The following is an 18514-nucleotide window of genomic DNA, read 5'->3' on the forward strand; positions in this document are numbered from 1 at the left end:
AGGTCTTAAGGTCTTAAGGTTTTAAGGTTTTGATCTTAAAATCATATAGCCGAATGGATATTTTTTTCATTCGCAAAGCGGTTCACAATTACAGTGCGATGGTATCGGTTTGGAGCGACTTTTGGATTTGCGAAGCAAACCAAGGGAAGCGAGAAACAGAAACCGGAGCATTTCAGGAGGGCAAATAACGATGAGTAATCTAAAAGTATATCAATATGCGAAATGCGGCACATGCCGCAAAGCGGTAAAATGGCTGGAAGCTCAGGGGCATGAGCTGGACTTAATCCCCATTTTCGACACACCACCATCCGAAGCAGAATTGAGTGACTTGATTCAGAAGAGCGGACTTGAAGTGAAGAAGTTCTTCAACACGAGTGGGGAAGTATACAAGGAGCAGCAATTGAAGGACAAGCTGCCGGGGTTGTCCGCAGAAGAGCAGATTCGTTTGCTGGCTTCCAATGGTCGTTTGATCAAACGTCCAATCGTTACGGATGGTCACAAAGTGACTGTAGGGTTCAAGGAAGACACGTATGAGCAGGAATGGAACAACGCGTAATTTATAGTTGAATGATTTCATATTGTTAAATGAACCAAGGTAAAAAAGCTCTGAATGTTCAAATTTCAGGGCTTTTTTGGCTGGTCGATCCTTGGCGGAACTATGCTATAATGATAGAATTAGTTCGATATTTTATTTGCTATAGAAACTTAGCTAAAGATTTACACGAGAACGGAGAGGACAGAAATAACCTGAGGAAGCGGAGCTAAAAGCTTTCTAAAAGAAAGCTCCATCGGAAGCATACACTTCGCCTTTATCAACGGATTTTCCCTTTTGAAGAAGGGAATCAAAAAAATCTGGGGATAACAGCGATCAGAAGGTTGTTCTGTCATCGGAGTGGCAAGTGTAAATATTCTTTAGTTCAATTTTCTATGGAATCAGGACAGGAGAGAACAAAATCAAGTGAATCAACGTAATGAACCTACTTTGTTGCTGGTAGATGGTATGGCGGTGTTGTTCCGTGCATTCTATGCAACATCTGCAAGCGGATATATCAGACGTACAAAGGCAGGCGTGCCAACCAACGCAGTATACGGATTTATCCGTTATTTCTGGGATGCGGTTCAGACCTTTGGGCCAAGTCATGTCGTATGCTGTTGGGATATGGGGGGCAAGACGTTTCGCGGTGAAGAGTATGCAGCGTACAAGGGGAACCGTCCGGAAGCTCCGGATGATCTGATTCCTCAGTTTGCTCTGATTCGTGAAGTGATGGATAGTTTGAACATTCCGAATATTGGCGCTCAAGGATATGAGGCTGATGATTGCATCGGTACACTAGCCAAGTATTACACCGAGCAGACGGATATGAACGTGATGGTACTTACGGGTGACCACGATATGCTGCAGCTGATTGATGACCGCACTAGCATTATTATTATGAAAAAAGGTCATGGCAATTACATGGTCTATACACCTGAATCCCTGATGTCGGAGAAACAGCTCACACCCCGTCAAGTGATTGACATGAAGGGTCTGATGGGCGATGCCAGTGACAATTATCCCGGGGTACGGGGCATTGGAGAAAAGACGGCATTGAAGCTGGTGCAGGAGTTTGGCTCCATTGAAGGTATCCTGGACAATATGGATAAGCTTACACCTTCGGTACGTAACAAGATTGAGAATGATCTCGATATGCTTCATCTGTCTCGCAAACTGGCAGAGATTCACTGTGCAGTTCCGGTAGCTTGTGCACTGGATGTATGTGAATTGCGTCTTGACCCGGATATGGTGATGGACAAGTTCGAACAACTTGAGATGAAGAGCCTAGGCTCTTGGATGGGAGTGGCAATTGGGTGAGTAGTATGCAGACAAAACGGACGGGCAAAAAGTGGTGGACAGGGGCTATGGCCCTCGTCCTTGCTTTGCCTGTAATCTTTTCAGGAGCGGTGAGTGCTCCAAAGACAGTAGATGCCAAAGCGGCAATTAGCACCAAAGTACAGAAAGTAAAAGCAGCAGGACGCAGTTTTACCGTGCAGACGGTTAGTATTCCCAAGGGTACACCAGTTACCGTAGGATTAGCGAAGAAGCAGGTCGGTCAGACTGCAACATTACCTTCGATTGTCAAGGCTTATGGAGCACAAGCAGCCATTAATGGAGCGTTTTTTGAAGCCTATAACGGAGCTCCAGATCCATACGGCATGTTATTAGCAAATGGCAAGGTTATACATATTGGAAGATACGGAACAACGATCGGATTTAAGGAAGATGGCTCGGCCATCATGGATTCGCTTCAAGTGAGCCTGACGGGTAAAGTAACAGATACAGAAGGGAAATCACGCAGTTGGTATGCGACCTTTATCAACCGAACCCCTTCCGCAAATGCGAGTATTACGATGTTATACACGCCAGAGCGGGGATCCACAGTTGGGTTCAAGGGAGGTACTGCCGTTGTGATGGAGAAAGGGATTGTGACCAAGAAGATACCCAATACCAATGTAGCTATTCCGAAGAATGGCTCGGTGCTGGTCTTCATGGGAAATCAGAAATCTTCGTCGGACCGCTTCACCGTTGGTTCAACTGTAGAGATGAATTATAAATACACCAACGCAGCAGGCAAGGAGATTCCTTGGCAAGATGTAGTCACCGCTGTGGGCGCAGGTCCGCGTCTGGTGAAAGACGGCAAAGTAGCCGTAAATCCAGCGAGTGAGGGCTTCAAGGATACCAAAATTCTCAATGCCTCCGGAGCAAGAAGCGGTATTGCCATTATGGCCGATGGTTCGGTTATGCTGGCTACCGTTTCGGGAGCGACAATCAAGGAATGGGCTGCTGTCATGCAGAAGCTCGGTGCCAAGCAGGCAATGAATCTGGATGGTGGAGCATCTTCAGGCATGTACGCTGGCGGCAAAATGCTTACTTCCCCGGGCCGTTTGTTAAGTAATACGCTTGTTTTTGGTGGCTCTGTTCGTTAAAAGAAAGCTATTATGGGAGGTATGATCAGATGACACTCACACACAACCGGAAGCCAGATGAAAGCAAGACCGCTGTACTAGCTGTAAATGTGGGGCAACCTCAGGCATTACCTGGTCAGAAGCGCGAAGTGATGAGCGGCATTGTGAAGCATCCCATATCCAGCCCGGTCTTCCTGTCATTCACCGGAATGACAGGAGATGGTCAGGCAGATCTGGAGCATCATGGCGGACCGGATAAGGCAGTTTGTGTATACGATTACAGTCGTTATCCGGCGCTTGAACAACTGATGGATCGCAAGCTGGACTGGGGGGCTTGTGGAGAAAATCTGACTGTTGAAGGCTGTATGGAGGATGAAGTCCGGATTGGTGATGTGTATGAATTGGGGGAAGCCAAGGTACAGGTCAGCCAGCCAAGACAGCCTTGCTTCAAGCTTGGCGCCCGGTATGATTACAAAGAGCTGCCAGTTTATTTTCAGGAGAGCGGACATACCGGATTTTATTTTCGAGTGCTGCAAGAGGGCGAGGTAACTCCTTCTGCAACATTCAGACAAATCAGCACTGATCCTGCATCAATGACCATTCTGGAAGCTAATCGAATTATGCATCAGGGGAAGCATGATGCGGTTGGTATGCGTGCGTTGCTGGCCATTTCAACGCTGTCCGACAGCTGGAAGCAGTCCTTGTTGAAGCGATTGGCCAAGCTCGAAGCTGCTGAACTGGATTAACCATGCCTTCGTTCAGAGAGCAGATTGGAAGATCCATTTTAAATTTAAACTACTTGGGAGTGTGACTAACATGACGATTTTAGGCGCAATTGAAGCTGGAGGCACCAAATTTGTATGTGGTATCGGTACGGAAGAAGGAGAAGTTCTTGAACGCGTAAGCTTTCCAACGACGACACCGGAAGAGACGATGGCTCAAGTCATTGCTTTTTTTGAAGGTAAAGGCATTGAGGCTTTGGGTGTAGGTTCATTTGGACCGATTGATCCGATTGAAGGAAGTCCGACCTATGGTTATATCACAACAACACCGAAACCACATTGGGGACAGTACAATATGATTGGTAAGCTCAAGGAGCACTTTGATGTACCGATGACATTCGATACGGATGTAAATGGTGCAGCACTCGGGGAAGCAACCTGGGGGGCTGCACAAGGCCTGGATAGCTGTCTATATATTACGGTTGGAACGGGCATTGGTGCAGGCGCAGTTGTAGGTGGCAAAATGGTCCATGGCTTGTCACATCCAGAGATGGGACACATCATTGTACGCAGACATCCCGAAGATACGTATGAAGGGTTCTGTCCGTATCATGGAGACTGTCTGGAAGGCCTTGCCGCAGGTCCTGCCATCAATAAACGTTGGGAGCAACCGGCTTACGAACTGCCAGCTGATCACAAGGCCTGGGAGATTGAAGCGCATTACCTGGCGCATGCTTTGATGAATTATGTATTGATCCTCACTCCGCAGAAAATTGTAATGGGTGGTGGCGTAATGAAGCAGGAGCATCTGTTCCCAATGGTTCGCAGCAAATTGCAGGAATTGCTCGCCGGATACGTTCAGCATCCTGCACTTCAGTCCGAAATTGACCAATATGTCGTTTCACCGGGACTTGGTGATAATGCGGGATTGTGTGGTTCACTTGCGCTGGCAAAATTGGCTTTGAACAAGTAAATAGCTTTATAAACTAATGGTTGACGAATTTTTCCATTGTGGTAATATATGAGCAACAGCATAGCACGGTTTATGAGGAAGCACCTCTCTTGCATGGATTTTGCAGGAGAGGTGTTTTTTGTGCTGTTCAAGATAGCACAATACAGACTGTGTCGAGCTGAACTATTGAAGGAGGGACAAGAAATGGAAGTCATTTTCATGAACAGGTTATCCAGAATGTCAGGTCAGAATGAAGAGCATGCGCAGCTGTGGATTGGTGAAGAAGAAGGGGAGTGGCATCTGGGATGGAGCGAATATGAAGAAGGAGATCGTGAGGATGCGATCTGGTATGATGGAAGCTCTTGGGACGAACTGTTACATGTTTATCGTCATCAGTTAGCGATACAGATGGGCGAAGGGTATCGTCCGTTGCTGCAGGGGTTGTTTCACGAAAATGATGATTTGAAGTCGCGCAGCTATGGCGGTCAGCGTCTTCACTGTTACAGTGAATTATATGGCAATGAGGGGCTGTATATGGATCTTTGCATATGGCGCAGGAAAAGAGCGGCGTCTGATCGGAAGGCCCCCTATTTTATTGCAACGAATCGGCTATTGCGCCTGATCAGTGCATTTGTTCCACAAACGATAGATGAATTGATGCAACTGCCTGGCGTAGGAGAAAGTAAGGCGACCGAGTACGGAGCTGAATGGCTGGAGCTTACGAATGGATTGGAACGTTCCACGTCTTTTCCGCTAGAGTGGGTGTATACGGTGCTGAAGGAACAGGAATATGAGAGCTGGCTGTACAAACAGAGAGAGCAGAAATACAAGCAGGAATTAGACAAATTCACTACACGCAAGCAGGTACTCGAAGGAATGAAGGAAGGGCATACGCTGGAGGAGATCGTGAATCGTTCCGGATTATCCCGGCGGGAGCTGATTGAGCTGTTGGAGACACTGGATCTGGAGGGGTATGACACAGATTGTCTGCTGGACGCGGAGCTCGCTATCATGCCTGAACAAGAGCAAGAAGCGGTATGGAGCGCCTACGAGGAGCTGGGAGATACGTTTCTGAAGCCTGTGTTACATAAAGTGTATGGAGAAGAGAAGCCTGGCGGAGGCAATCTGGAGCAGGTCTACGAAAGACTGCGCATGATTCGAATCCGGTTTCGTCGTCACACAGAGACGGAGCAACATGCGGGCTAGATTGAACATAGATCGGTAGTTTCATTCATAAGCGTACAAAAAAGACGAGGCGTTTCTCCAGATGCGGAGCGCTTCGTCTTTCTTAGTTAGTTCAAACCCAATCTTTTTTGCGGAAAATAAAGAACATGCTGAGGCCCAGTGTCACCATCAGGCCAATGACCACAAAATAACCATACTTCCAGTTCAACTCAGGCATGTTCGTGAAGTTCATACCATAGATGCCGGTGATGACCGTCAGCGGCATGAACACCGTCGTAATGGCGGTGAACACACGCATGATCTCATTCGCCCGGTTGGCGATACTGGATTGGTAAGCTTCTCGCAAGTTCCCCATCAAGTCGCGATAAGTCTCAAAGGTTTCGGATATTTTCACAGCATTCTCATAAATGTCACTGAAATACTTCTGCAGTTGATCATCAATAAGACGCAGATCTTTTTTGTTAAGTGTATTAATGACCTCTTTCTGAGGTCCCAGAACTTTCTTCAGCCATAGAATCTCACTGCGCAGCCCGATAATCTCATTCAGATGAGACTTCTTGGTGTGCATCAGGATGTCTTCTTCAAGCTTCTCAATGCGCGCTTCAATCCGGTCACCAACTGTGAAATAATTATCAACAATCAAGTCAACCAGCAGATACAGCAGCTTATCCGGCGTACTGATCTCCTGTTCCCATAGGATCGGCTTCAATGTTCGCAATTCGCTGACTTTCTGTTTGGTCACACTGATAATAAAGTGTCTGCCAAGGAAGAGGTTGACGGCACGTAAAAAAATCTCTTCATCATCAAAACGAATGCTATTAATAACAATAAAATAATGGCTCTCATAAATTTCAATCTTCGGACGTTGTTCTTCGTCACTCAAGCAGTCTTCTACGGCCAGATCATGCATCATGAACAGCGGTTGAAGTACCGCCAAATCGTCTACGTCCGCATCAATCCAGTAAAATCCCTCCGCTGGTGGAGTCAGCGCCTGCTGAATGTCATCCACCGGAATAAATACACCGTTGTTTACCAACCGGATTTTCATTGTTCATCTACTCCTTCTGCACCCGCCAAATGGGCGGATTTCATCAATATGGGCGCAAAAAGAACAGATCAGCCGGTCGGCAGCGGAGCCTGAAAGTCAGGACTGCGTTCGCTTTATAACCAAACGGAAGTAACGTCCCGCTGCCGGCATGCTGATATCAATTCTCTATGCAGTTTGTCGGAATTCGGCTGCCAGTCAGGCCTCGGGTCGCCATCCATTGAATATGTCACCTCTCACATAAGGGTTTACAACACTTGTCTAGTATACCGCTGGTACAGAGTCCTTTCAAGCGCAAAAATGTGTCGATTTCGCGCCCTGGAGCAGTGTATGACAACGGCTGACGAACGGTTCCGATCCAGATGAACAGACATTGAACTACACCTTGACGTGAGGGGATTAATGTTTTAAAGTAAACGGTGAACCAGACTAGATTTTACAATTAAATAAAGCGAAATCTTATCAAGAGTAGGTGGAGGGACTGGCCCGATGAAACCCGGCAACCGGCGGTATACCGCACGGTGCTAATTCTTGCAGCGACCAAGTGTCCAAGTTGACACTGTTGTAACTGAGAGATGAGAGAGGCGCATATCTATTTACATATGACCTTTCTCGGAATCCGAGGAAGGTCTTTGTTATATGCACCGACTTCTCAGCAGTGATTTTCGCTAAGGAACTTGAGCTTGCCGCTAGCAATGTGGTTGCAATTCAGCGCCTGCAGGCAAGCTCATGGCAGCCTATAACTGTTCGGATGCGAGTCGTATCGCACCCGCAGTGGCTGCATCTATTTATGCACAAGGAGGAGTTAGAACCACTATGCCAATCAAAATTCCAGACACACTGCCTGCCAAGGAAGTACTCGCAGGAGAGAACATCTTTGTCATGGATGAGACATCCGCTTATCAGCAGGATATTCGTCCGCTCCGTATCGCTATATTAAACCTGATGCCTACTAAGGAAACGACAGAAACTCAATTGCTTCGTCTGGTAGGTAACACACCCATTCAGGTAGATATCGTTCTGGTTCATCCGAAGTCTCATACGTCCAAGAACACATCCCAGGAATATTTAGACCTGTTCTACAAAACCTTTGACGAGATTGAGCACCGCCGTTTTGACGGCATGATCATTACGGGAGCTCCTGTAGAGCAAATGGATTTTGAAGACGTGAACTATTGGAAAGAAATCCAGGAGATCTTCGAATGGACCAAAACCAATGTGACTTCGACCATGCATATATGTTGGGCTTCCCAAGCGGGTTTATACCATCATTTCGGAGTTCCAAAGGTTCCGCTGGATGAAAAATGTTTTGGCGTATTCTCACACACGATCAACAGATCCAACGTGCCTTTGCTGCGTGGATTTGATGAAGTATTTAACGTTCCGCATTCCCGACATACGGAAGTGCGCCGTGAAGATATTGAAAAGAATGAAAGTCTGGAAATTTTGGCTGAATCGGAGGAAGCCGGTATTTTTCTGGTCGCCACCAAAGACGGCAAACAAATTTTCGCTACCGGACATGCCGAGTATGATCCGCTTTCATTAAAATGGGAATATGACCGGGATGCATCCAAAGGCATGGATATTGCGCTGCCGAGACATTATTTCCCGAATGACGACCCTTCCCGTGTGCCTCCGGCTACCTGGAGGGCACATGCAAACTTATTATTCTCTAATTGGCTCAATTACTATGTGTATCAAGAGACGCCTTACGATATTGGTCCGCAAATTTAATCGACATTACAGGAGGATGCTGCAATGGAAGACAACAAGTTGAAAATCGAGAGCCGATTGGCTCAAATTGGGTCCATCAATGAACCGGTAACGGGTGCCATTAATTTTCCGATCTATCAATCCACTGCGTTTCGCCACCCGAAGCTTGGACAAAGCACGGGGTTTGATTATATCCGTACGACCAATCCAACCCGTAAAGTATTGGAAGAAGCAGCGGCGGCATTGGAGTCGGGGGATGCAGGTTTTGCCTGTAGCTCCGGCATGGCAGCTTTGCAAACGATTTTTGCTTTATTCGGTCAAGGAGATCATCTCATTGTATCGCTGGATCTGTACGGGGGGACGTATCGTTTGCTTGAACGCATCCTGTCTCGATTCGGTGTGACAGCAAGTTACGTAGATACCAATGATCTTGCAGCTCTGGAAAGTATCCGTCAGCCGAACACAAAAGCAGTATTTATTGAGACACCAACCAATCCACTAATGATGATTACAGATGTGGAAGCGGTCTGCTCCTGGGCGAAGAGCCACAACTTGCTGACTATTGTAGATAATACACTACTGACTCCGTTCTTCCAGCGTCCAATTGAACTCGGTGCCGATATCATCATCCATAGTGCCACGAAGTATCTGGGTGGTCATAATGATGTCCTTGCCGGATTAATTATTACCAAAGGAGAAGAATTGTCAGCCGAAATGGCATTCCTGCACAATTCCATTGGTGCAGTATTGTCTCCAAGCGACTCCTATCAGTTGATGAAAGGTATGAAGACACTTGCTCTTCGTATGGAGCGGCATGAGTATAATGCCTTGACGATTGCCAAGTACCTTTTGGAACACCCAGCCGTTAACGAAGTATATCATCCTGGATTGTCGGATCATCCCGGATTTGAAATACAGAATAAACAGTCGAGCGGGAACACAGGCATCTTCTCTTTCAAAGTAAAGGATGCCCGTTATGTTGAACCGTTGCTGCGTCATATTAAGCTGATTGCTTTTGCGGAAAGTCTCGGTGGTGTAGAGTCGTTGATGACCTATCCTGCGGTACAGACCCATGCGGATATCCCGATTGAAATTCGTGACGCTGTAGGTGTGGATGACCGTCTGTTGCGCTTCTCTGTAGGGATCGAGCATGCCGAAGATCTGATTGCCGATCTGGGCAATGCACTCACAGCTGCACAGCAGGAGATTGAAGGAGGAGCGCATCATGAGTGAGCAAAACAATAATGCCAACAATCCTGAACGGAATGTTCATTCCGACCTGAAGTTCGATACCAAGCTGCTGCATTTCGGTGACGAAATCGATAAAACAACCGGGGCTTCCAGCGTGCCAATTTACCAGGCTTCCACATTCCATCATTTTGATATTTTTAATCCGCCTCAACATGATTATAGCCGTTCGGGTAACCCGACTCGTCAGGCATTGGAGGATTACATTACATTATTGGAAGGTGGAGCCCGCGGATTTGCCTATTCCTCCGGCATGGCTGCCATCTCCAGCGTGTTCATGATGTTCTCTGCAGGAGATCACATGATTGTAACGGAAGACGTATATGGAGGTACCTATCGACTGCTTACTTCCATTCTGAACCGGATGCAGATTGAGACTACCTTTGTGGATATGACCAATATTGAGGAAGTAAAGGCAGCGCTTAAACCGAATACGAAGGCAGTCTATATGGAGACACCATCCAACCCGACACTTCGGATCACGGATATTGCTGCGGTCACCTCTTGGGCACAGGAACAGGAGTTAATCTCCATTCTTGATAACACTTTTATGACACCTTACTACCAACGTCCAATCGAGCTCGGGGTGGATATTGTCGTACATAGTGCCACCAAGTTTCTTGGCGGACACAGTGATGTGCTGGCAGGTTTAGCTGTTGCACGGACGGATTCACTGGGAAGACAGCTCAAACAATTGCAGAATGGACTGGGAACCGTGCTGGGTGCTCAGGAATCCTGGCTGCTGATGCGCGGCATGAAGACCTTGGGTGCACGCATGGCACACAGTGAACAGAGCACTGCCAAGCTGGCAGCCTGGCTCAGTGGACGCAGTGATATTACGGCTGTATTTTATCCGGGGCTGCTGGATCATCCCGGCCGTGAAGCTCACGAACGTCAGTCAAGCGGGTATGGCGCGGTCGTGTCGTTTGACGTCGGTTCAGGCGATCGGGCCAAGGCTGTACTTAACCGTGTGAAATTGCCAATTGTTGCCGTGAGCTTGGGTGCGGTTGAAAGTATCTTATCTTATCCTGCGATGATGTCTCATGCGGCTATGCCGGCTGAGGTTCGTCGTGATCGGGGAATCACGGACGGATTACTGCGCTTCTCGGTTGGACTGGAAGACATCGATGACCTGATTGCCGATCTGGATCAAGCACTTCAGGACTCGTAGAGTCGGTAGTATTGAAACAAGGGTGTTAGAGCGCGCCTGAAAAAGAAATGAAATAGATACCATATGTAAACATTTTTATTAATTTTTAAAGCACCTGCGCATAAGGTGCTTTTTTTCACATGTAACCTGTGTTACGATATGTGGAGTACAGAAATGCGATGTTGCCACCAAAACTTTCATCTATATGAACAAGTTGGGACGGATCGTGATTATATTTTCTCTTCATGAGGGAGGCTTTTTTACGATGAGTACGGTAGACCGTATCTTAGATAAAGCCCTTCGGGGCGAACGTTTGGACTTGGAAGACACGATTCAGCTGTTTGAATCGAATGAAGTAGACAAAATCGGGGCAGCCGCCAATGTGATTGTAAAACGCATGCATCCCGAACCATACAGAACATTTGTTATTGGGCGTAACGTCAACTACACGAACGTGTGTGATGTGTACTGCCGTTTTTGTGCTTTCTACCGGAGACCTGGCTCTGAGGAAGGGTATGTACTTCCCGATGAAGTCATTTTCCAGAAGATCAAGGAAACCGAAGACGTGAACGGTACCGAAATTCTGATGCAGGGCGGAACGAATCCGAATCTGCCGTTTAGCTATTACACGGACCTGCTTAAAGCGATCAAGGAGCGTTTCCCTAATATTACGATGCACTCCTTCTCTCCTGCTGAAATTATGAAAATGGTTGAAGTATCCGACGGTCTTACTCTGGAAGAGGTTGTTCGTGCGATTCACGAAGCGGGACTGGATTCCCTGCCTGGTGGTGGTGCCGAAATCCTGGATGACCGTACACGCCGGAAAATCAGCCGTCTGAAAGGTTCATGGCGCGATTGGATGGACGTGATGCAAACAGCTCACCGTATTGGTATGAACACAACGGCAACGATGGTTATCGGCCTTGGTGAAACGATGGAAGAGCGCGCATTGCATCTGCTTCGTGTACGTGAAGCTCAAGATGAGTGCATTGCGAACAAGTATGATTCCGAAGGATTCCTGGCTTTCATTCCTTGGACATTCCAACCGGATAATACGAATCTGAAGCTGGAGCGTCAGACACCGGAAGAGTACCTGAAGACGGTAGCGATCAGTCGACTGGTACTCGACAACATCAAAAACATTCAATCCTCATGGGTAACGATGGGACCTGAAGTCGGCAAAAAATCACTCGAATTTGGCTGCAATGACTTTGGTAGCACCATGATTGAAGAGAATGTGGTATCTGCTGCAGGTGCGACGTACAAAGTCAACATTAGTTCGATTACACAACTGATTCGGGAGTCGGGCTATATTCCGGCACAGCGTAACACAAGATATGATATTTTGCGCACATTTGATGAAGAAAATGCCATTCATGAAGATTTCGTAATGCAGAACTAATATCAATCTTAAATCTATACCAAGCTGACGAATTGAATCGATAAGCTGATTTAGTCCGTTTGGATATGAAGTCCGTTGATTACTCTTTATAAGGGGAATCGGCGGACTTTTTTAATTTTTCTTCATACCAGCGATTATTCACAGATCATCAAACAGTACATATTACGCATTTGGAGATATTTTATATTGAAATCGAACTGTTACAATGAAAGGGCACTTGAGGTAAGCAGACATGCTGGGAAGGGGCAGGCCGATGAAAACAAGAAGACTTGGAAAGACGGGACTGGAAGTACCTGTATTAAGCTTTGGAGCATCCTCACTAGGTTCGGTATTTCGTGATATTGACCGGGGTGAGGGGGTTCGTACGGTACACGCTGCTGTAGATGCAGGGATGAATTATATAGATGTTTCGCCCTATTATGGATTAACGAAGGCAGAAGCCGTACTTGGAGAGGCCCTTCGCAGTTTGCAACGCAGCTCGTTTACGCTATCGACGAAAGCTGGACGTTATGGTGAGAATACATTTGATTTTTCGCGTAAGCGGATACATGATAGTGTACAAGAGAGTCTGGATCGACTGCATACCGATTATATCGACATTTTGTTCCTGCATGACATTGAGTTTGTCCCGGCCGAAATCATTATTGAAGAAGCTTTCCCCACCTTACTCCGCCTGAAAGAGCAGGGAGTGATTCGCCATGCAGGAATTTGTGGATTACCACTGCCGTTATTCGAAAAGGTATTGCCACAGATTGATGCTGACGCAATCATTTCCTATTGCCATTATGCACTGAATGACACTTCACTGCTGTCCTTGCTGCCTCTTTTGGAAAAGAAAGCAATTGGCCTTGTGAACGCTTCGCCTCTTTCCATGGGTTTATTAAGCACAAGAGGCACTCCTGCCTGGCACCCGGCAGATGATCGTGTGAAGCAGGTCTGTCTGCAAGCAGCGCGGTTCTGTGCGGAACAAGGCAGTGACATCGCCAAGCTTGCCGTGCAGTTTGCAACAGCCAATGAACAGATTCCAACGACATTGGTCAGCAGTGCAAGCGAACATAATATCCGCAACAATGCAGCCTGGATCGAAGAACCACTAGACCAGGAACTGTTATCGGAGGTGCTGCGTATTCTGGCTCCAATTCATAATGAGAGCTGGGCCAGCGGCCGCCCTGAATACAACATTGCACATCACTTGAAGGCACAATCATCATCGAAGGGGGAACAGGAATGAGAGCGGTTATATGTGAAGAAATAAATCGTTTGGCGTTGCAAGACATAGCTGAACCCCAAAGAACCGAAAATCAGGCGCTGGTATCCATCCGACGGATTGGAATCTGTGGCACAGATTTGCATGCTTACAAAGGGAATCAGCCATTTTTCACCTATCCCCGAGTACTGGGTCATGAGCTTGCAGGAATTATTGAAGAGATCGGGCCCAATGAAGCGGGCTTGAAGCCGGGAGATCAGGTGAGTATTATTCCATATTTGCATTGTGGCCATTGTATCGCTTGCCGATCGGGTAAAACGAATTGTTGTGTGTCCATGCAAGTGATGGGTGTTCATGTGGACGGAGGCATGCGAGAGAGAATCGTTGTGCCTGTTTCGCATCTGATCCAAGCCGAAGGGCTTACACTGGATGAAACTGCGATGATAGAACCGCTGAGTATTGGTGCTCATGCGGTCAGAAGAGCCAGACTAAGGCCTGGAGATCAGGTTGTTGTCATTGGAGCTGGACCGATTGGACTTGGTGTGATGGCATTTGCCAAACAGGCGGGTGTTCGGGTCATTGCCATTGATCGGAATGTGGACAGGCTGGAGCTTAGCCGCACGTGGGCGGGAGTGGATGCTTTGGTTCAGGCCAATGAACAAGCGGCCCAGCACGTTGCCGAAATCACGGATGGGGACTATGCGACGGCTGTCTTTGATGCAACAGGAAACATGCATTCGATGAATGATGCGATCCATTATGTGGCTCATGGTGGTCAATTAATCTTTGTTGGACTGGTCAAAGCCGATATTTCCTTTCATGATCCGGACTTTCACAAGCGGGAGATGAGCATTCTGGGCAGCCGAAATGCAACGCGGGATGATTTTGAGCAGGTCAAGTCGATCCTGCGGGAGAAAAAGCTGAACATGGATGATTACATTACACACCGGACGAGTTTTAATCAATTGCCTGATTCGATCGACACATGGTTACAACCGGATTCGCATGTAGTGAAAGCGATAGTGGAGTTATAAAAATAATAACTGAAAAAACTCTCTCTGATCCTGAATGAATGGTTAACATCCATAGGAATCAGAGAGAGTTTTTGTTTGCCTATATGCATTGAACAAAACATTTACACGAGAACGGAGAGGACAGAAAAAACCTGAAGAAGCGAAGCGTTCGCCTAAAAGCTTTCTGAAAGAAAGCTGCATCGGAAGCATACGCTTATCCCCGGATTTTCCCCTTTGAAAAAGGGAATTCAAAAAATCTGGGGATAACAGCAATCGGAAGGTTGTTCTGTCATCGGAGTGGCAAGTGTAAATATTCTTTAGTTCAATTTGCCTAGCCTATAGGAATCAGATTATTTTTCTGGGTTCGTCACAATACCTGCATGTGGATCAATATGACGCACAATAGATTTGAGCCAGATCATTTCGAGGAAATGAATCTCATAATAAAGTGCTCCCGGAACGTGTTGGATCCATCCTTCAGTCAGAGCACCGTGTCCTGAATTGGTTGAAGAATCCAATGTTCCAGGCTCACGGCGCAGCCGTTTGCGGACGGCGTTCTCAACTTGGGCGCTTTGTGTAGTTAAGATACATATTTTGCGCTTGGCTGTGAATCCGCGGAATGCAATATACACCATTTCATAGGCAATAAGATAGGCGATTACTGAATACATCGCTTGATCCCAACCAAATACAACACCAGCAGCAGTTAGAATCAACAAGTTGAGCAGCATGATTATTTTTTCGATAAGCATCCGTTTCCCGCTAAATACACGTTCAGGTGGACGAGAGGACGGATCACCGATTTCCAGCGTATCCAGTGTCCCGCCATACCGCACGACTAGACCGATTCCTAATCCGAGACATAATCCGCCAAACATGGCGGCAGCCAGCGGTTGTTCGACAAGCGGCGGCATGGGATGAAGCACAATGGCACCAATCGAAAAGACAACCAAACCCAGAACAGTGACCAGTACGAATTTCTTTTGCACAAGTCTATAGGATAGAAAAATAAATGGAACGTTGAACAAAAACAGGAACAAACCAATCCGCATTTCGGTCCAGTGAGCGAACAATGAAGAAATGCCCGTAATGCCTCCAATAATGATTTTATTGGGATGCAGAAACAATTCAAGTCCCACGGAGGCCAAAATCCCACCCGCAATCACAAACAATAAATTCAACATACGACGGGTAGATGACAATCTGGTCTTGGCGGTTTGTGGCACCGGATTAGCCGATATCAGAGGTGCTTTCATAGGTCATCCTCCTTTGTGCGGTTCCGTGCCATTCTCCCTGGGTTACTCACAGAAAGATCGGCGGTAGAGCCGCGAGTACGATACGTTGTCTGTTCAGAACAGACAAGGGGGTTATCCTTCTTTCTGCAGCACCTTCGGCTCTTCTTTCTTCTTCCGAGGGTCTTTGAACTTAAATATTTTATCCAGTAATCTGAACACATGTTTGGATTCTTTCGTTAATAACGGTCCAAGAATTGCCAGTATGAGTACATATAATGCGGCGAATGGTTGCAGGAGCGGGAGAAGTCCTCCGGCTTTACCCATGTTGGCCATAATAATGGAGAATTCACCACGCGACACAATGGTCAAACCGATGTTGGCTGATGCTTTCGGTGATAATCCTGCACTGCGACCCGCGAGCATGCCTGCAAGGAAGTTTCCGAATAGTGTGAGCACAACTGCGATCAAAGCAAGCCATACAGCTTCGCCACCAAGAGACAGCGGATCGATAGACAAACCAAAGCTGAAGAAGAAGACAGCTCCGAAGAAATCACGGAATGGCAGAATCAAGTGCTCAATCCGTTTAGCATGTTCCGTCTCTGCCAGCACCAAACCAACAAGCAGGGCGCCAATGGCTTCGGCGACATGAATGGTTTCCGAGAACCCGGCTACGAGGAACAATGCACCGAAAATCACAAGCGAGAATAACTCATTGGAGCGAATCTTAAGCACCTTATTAAGCAGCGGTGTTGCTTTACGTCCAAGAATAATGACAATGAGCATGAATCCAAGCGCAACGAGTGCGGATACAATGACACCTCCGATGGAGGATGAATCACTGAGCACAAGTCCAGACAAGATGGAGATATATACAGCTAGAAACACATCTTCAAACATGATGATTCCGAGAATCATTTCCGTCTCCGGATTCGCTGTTCGTTTCAGATCAACGAGAACCTTGGCGACGATGGCACTGGATGAAATAGTCGTAATCCCGGCAATGATAAGAGCTTCGGCGGCTGGGAAACCGGAAGCAAAACCAAAAATCAGTCCCAGCGTGAAGTTAATCCCGATATAGATCGAACCGCCGACGGCAATCGATTTACCCGACTTGATCAGACGGCCAACCGAGAATTCCAACCCGAGATAGAAGAGCAGGAACAGAATACCGATTCGGCCCATAAACTCAATAAACGGCTGACTTTCAATGAAGCGGAAATCCAGATGCCAGATCTTCATCGCATGAGGTCCAACGGCCATCCCGATCAGGATGTAAAATGGAACGACCGAAAATCTCAGTTTTGCGGATAAGAGTCCGGCTGCTGCAATGAGCACAAGAGCCAGACCTACTTCGAATATCAGATGATCCATCGACTCACCCCCTTCCGGTCAGGAGGAGGGATTTGAATAGCTTTTGCTGATTGCGTTCGCCAACGGCTACTACCGTGGACTCTGCACTAATCACGACCTCCGGACCGGGGCTGATATGTTTTTTGTGATTCTTCTCTACAACGGCAATCACCGTTGCCCCTGAGTTTTGACGTACATCCAATTCACCAATTGATTTACCGATACATCCGTAGGATGGCTCGATTTTGTACCATTCAATAATCAGGTCGTCAAACGTTACTTCAATATTTTCAAGCTGCTTTGGTTTATAGGTTAATCCACCAACGATGGCAGCAATCTGTCTTGCTTCATAGTCATCGAGCGTAATCATGGAGATGCTTTGGTCTGGATCATCGTACTCAAAATGGTACATTTCCCGGCGACCGTCATCGTGAATAATGATAATAATTTTATCTCCACTGCTCGTTTCAATCTGAAATTTCTTGCCGATTCCCGGCAAATCTGTTTCGCGTACATCCATGGATAGTGTGCCTCCTTAAATTGAGGGCTGGCCACAGAAGACAGGCTTATTTCCCGAATATAGAATGATCTGCTGCTCTAAGGAACATTAAATTGAAGCGGGTAAACAGAGCCAGGTACTCCTGACACACAGCCTAGTGTTTGATTTTTTAATAAAGATGGGTATAACAAAATAGATGTATGAATAGGGGTTGCCAATGAGGCTGATTGATATCTAACATTTGCTATAAGGGTTATAAGTTATGCACAAGCACACCGTCTATCGAACAGAGGTGTCTCCATGCAAAGCAACCTAAAATACGGTGTAACGGCTAGTTATAAGCGTTCACGTAGTTTGGTGCTATAGGGGTGGGAGATACATACATACTGGTGAATTTAATGGGTAGCAGAAATAATCTGCGTTTAAACAGACAAATCAACGGTTTAAAGGGCAGACGCGGTGTAGGAATTCGCAGCATTAGCAACAAAGCGAGCACAAGAAAGACAGGTTTGTTATGCGTGACCGCAATCAACTTCGACATGACTTGTGGGTATTTGCGAATGGCAGGTTTCTGCTGAGACTCCAATGTATGGACAAGAACTTCCTTGTTGGAGTTCGCCTCAACGTTTACCTCGACAACGGATTCCGACTGCATCGGAATAGGGAAGGACAACGCTTGGAATACGCACAAAATGATAATAAAAGCGTAACGGAGTATTCTTGGTTGTTGTCTCATTTTGGCTTCCCCCCTTTTCCGTGAAACATACTGTTATAAAAATAATAACACATTTTTGGCTTAACTCCAAACGGATTGATAATATACTGAGAAATCATGACACGCTTTCCATCA

At 46.8% G+C, this 18514-nt stretch carries 17 protein-coding genes and 1 riboswitch; of the genes, 12 read left to right on the forward strand and 5 right to left on the reverse strand.

Annotation, left to right across the window (positions count from 1 at the left end; all coding sequences use genetic code 11):
• Positions 1-190: 190 nt before the first annotated feature.
• The 6 genes from P364_RS0104775 (at position 191) to P364_RS0104800 (ending at position 5823) form a co-directional block, all read left to right on the forward strand.
• Positions 191-556: an arsenate reductase family protein gene (locus tag P364_RS0104775; protein ID WP_024629013.1), complete on the forward strand. Its 366-nt coding sequence runs from the start codon at positions 191-193 to the stop codon at positions 554-556.
• Between the two features lie 402 nt (positions 557-958).
• Complete coding sequence (locus P364_RS0104780) at positions 959-1852, forward strand: 5'-3' exonuclease (protein ID WP_024629014.1); 894 nt, start codon at positions 959-961, stop codon at positions 1850-1852.
• 5 nt (positions 1853-1857) lie between these two features.
• Positions 1858-2964, forward strand: coding sequence for a phosphodiester glycosidase family protein (locus tag P364_RS0104785; protein WP_328285948.1), 1107 nt, complete (start codon positions 1858-1860; stop codon positions 2962-2964).
• Positions 2965-2993: 29 nt separating this feature from the next.
• Positions 2994-3689 carry an MOSC domain-containing protein gene (locus tag P364_RS0104790; RefSeq protein WP_024629016.1) on the forward strand — a complete coding sequence of 232 codons (696 nt, stop codon included), beginning with the start codon at positions 2994-2996 and terminating at the stop codon, positions 3687-3689.
• 70 nt (positions 3690-3759) lie between these two features.
• Complete coding sequence (locus P364_RS0104795; protein ID WP_024629017.1) at positions 3760-4638, forward strand: ROK family protein; 879 nt, start codon at positions 3760-3762, stop codon at positions 4636-4638.
• A 183-nt stretch (positions 4639-4821) separates the two neighbouring features.
• A complete protein-coding gene (locus tag P364_RS0104800; protein WP_024629018.1) occupies positions 4822-5823 on the forward strand; it encodes an HRDC domain-containing protein in 1002 nt (333 codons plus the stop codon).
• Positions 5824-5914: 91 nt separating this feature from the next.
• Here P364_RS0104800 and corA read toward each other — a convergent pair whose 3' ends face one another.
• Entirely contained in the window at positions 5915-6850 is a 936-nt protein-coding gene (gene corA, locus P364_RS0104805; protein WP_024629019.1) for a magnesium/cobalt transporter CorA, read from the reverse strand.
• A gap of 453 nt (positions 6851-7303) precedes the next feature.
• Positions 7304-7429: riboswitch (SAM riboswitch) on the forward strand.
• A gap of 234 nt (positions 7430-7663) precedes the next feature.
• On the opposite strand from corA, the gene metA reads away from it, so the two are divergent.
• The 6 genes from metA to P364_RS0104835 all read left to right on the forward strand — a co-directional run bounded on the left by metA (position 7664) and on the right by P364_RS0104835 (position 14601).
• Complete coding sequence (gene metA / locus P364_RS0104810; protein ID WP_024629020.1) at positions 7664-8581, forward strand: homoserine O-acetyltransferase MetA; 918 nt, start codon at positions 7664-7666, stop codon at positions 8579-8581.
• A 24-nt stretch (positions 8582-8605) separates the two neighbouring features.
• Positions 8606-9793: an aminotransferase class I/II-fold pyridoxal phosphate-dependent enzyme gene (locus tag P364_RS0104815; RefSeq protein ID WP_024629021.1), complete on the forward strand. Its 1188-nt coding sequence runs from the start codon at positions 8606-8608 to the stop codon at positions 9791-9793.
• On the forward strand, positions 9786-10979 hold the full coding sequence (locus P364_RS0104820) for a trans-sulfuration enzyme family protein (RefSeq protein ID WP_024629022.1): 1194 nt from the start codon (positions 9786-9788) through the stop codon (positions 10977-10979). The genes P364_RS0104815 and P364_RS0104820 overlap by 8 nt, the downstream gene beginning before the upstream one ends.
• A gap of 244 nt (positions 10980-11223) precedes the next feature.
• A complete protein-coding gene (mqnC, locus tag P364_RS0104825; RefSeq protein ID WP_024629023.1) occupies positions 11224-12360 on the forward strand; it encodes a cyclic dehypoxanthinyl futalosine synthase in 1137 nt (378 codons plus the stop codon).
• A gap of 253 nt (positions 12361-12613) precedes the next feature.
• Positions 12614-13591 (forward strand): aldo/keto reductase, encoded by a 978-nt coding sequence (locus P364_RS0104830; protein WP_024629024.1) that lies wholly within the window; start codon positions 12614-12616, stop codon positions 13589-13591.
• Positions 13588-14601 carry a zinc-binding alcohol dehydrogenase family protein gene (locus tag P364_RS0104835; RefSeq protein WP_024629025.1) on the forward strand — a complete coding sequence of 338 codons (1014 nt, stop codon included), beginning with the start codon at positions 13588-13590 and terminating at the stop codon, positions 14599-14601. The genes P364_RS0104830 and P364_RS0104835 overlap by 4 nt, the downstream gene beginning before the upstream one ends.
• A 329-nt stretch (positions 14602-14930) precedes the next feature.
• On the opposite strand, the gene P364_RS0104840 is transcribed toward P364_RS0104835, so the two are convergent.
• The 4 genes from P364_RS0104840 to P364_RS35100 form a co-directional block, all read right to left on the reverse strand.
• Complete coding sequence (locus tag P364_RS0104840; protein WP_024629026.1) at positions 14931-15836, reverse strand: YitT family protein; 906 nt, start codon at positions 15834-15836, stop codon at positions 14931-14933.
• Between the two features lie 111 nt (positions 15837-15947).
• Complete coding sequence (locus P364_RS0104845; protein ID WP_024629027.1) at positions 15948-17186, reverse strand: cation:proton antiporter; 1239 nt, start codon at positions 17184-17186, stop codon at positions 15948-15950.
• Positions 17187-17190: 4 nt separating this feature from the next.
• A complete protein-coding gene (locus P364_RS0104850) occupies positions 17191-17685 on the reverse strand; it encodes a cation:proton antiporter regulatory subunit (protein ID WP_024629028.1) in 495 nt (164 codons plus the stop codon).
• Between the two features lie 310 nt (positions 17686-17995).
• Positions 17996-18400: a hypothetical protein gene (locus P364_RS35100; RefSeq protein WP_024629029.1), complete on the reverse strand. Its 405-nt coding sequence runs from the start codon at positions 18398-18400 to the stop codon at positions 17996-17998.
• Positions 18401-18514 lie beyond the last annotated feature (114 nt).

This window comes from Paenibacillus sp. MAEPY2, assembly GCF_000499205.1.
Taxonomy (GTDB): domain Bacteria; phylum Bacillota; class Bacilli; order Paenibacillales; family Paenibacillaceae; genus Paenibacillus; species Paenibacillus vandeheii.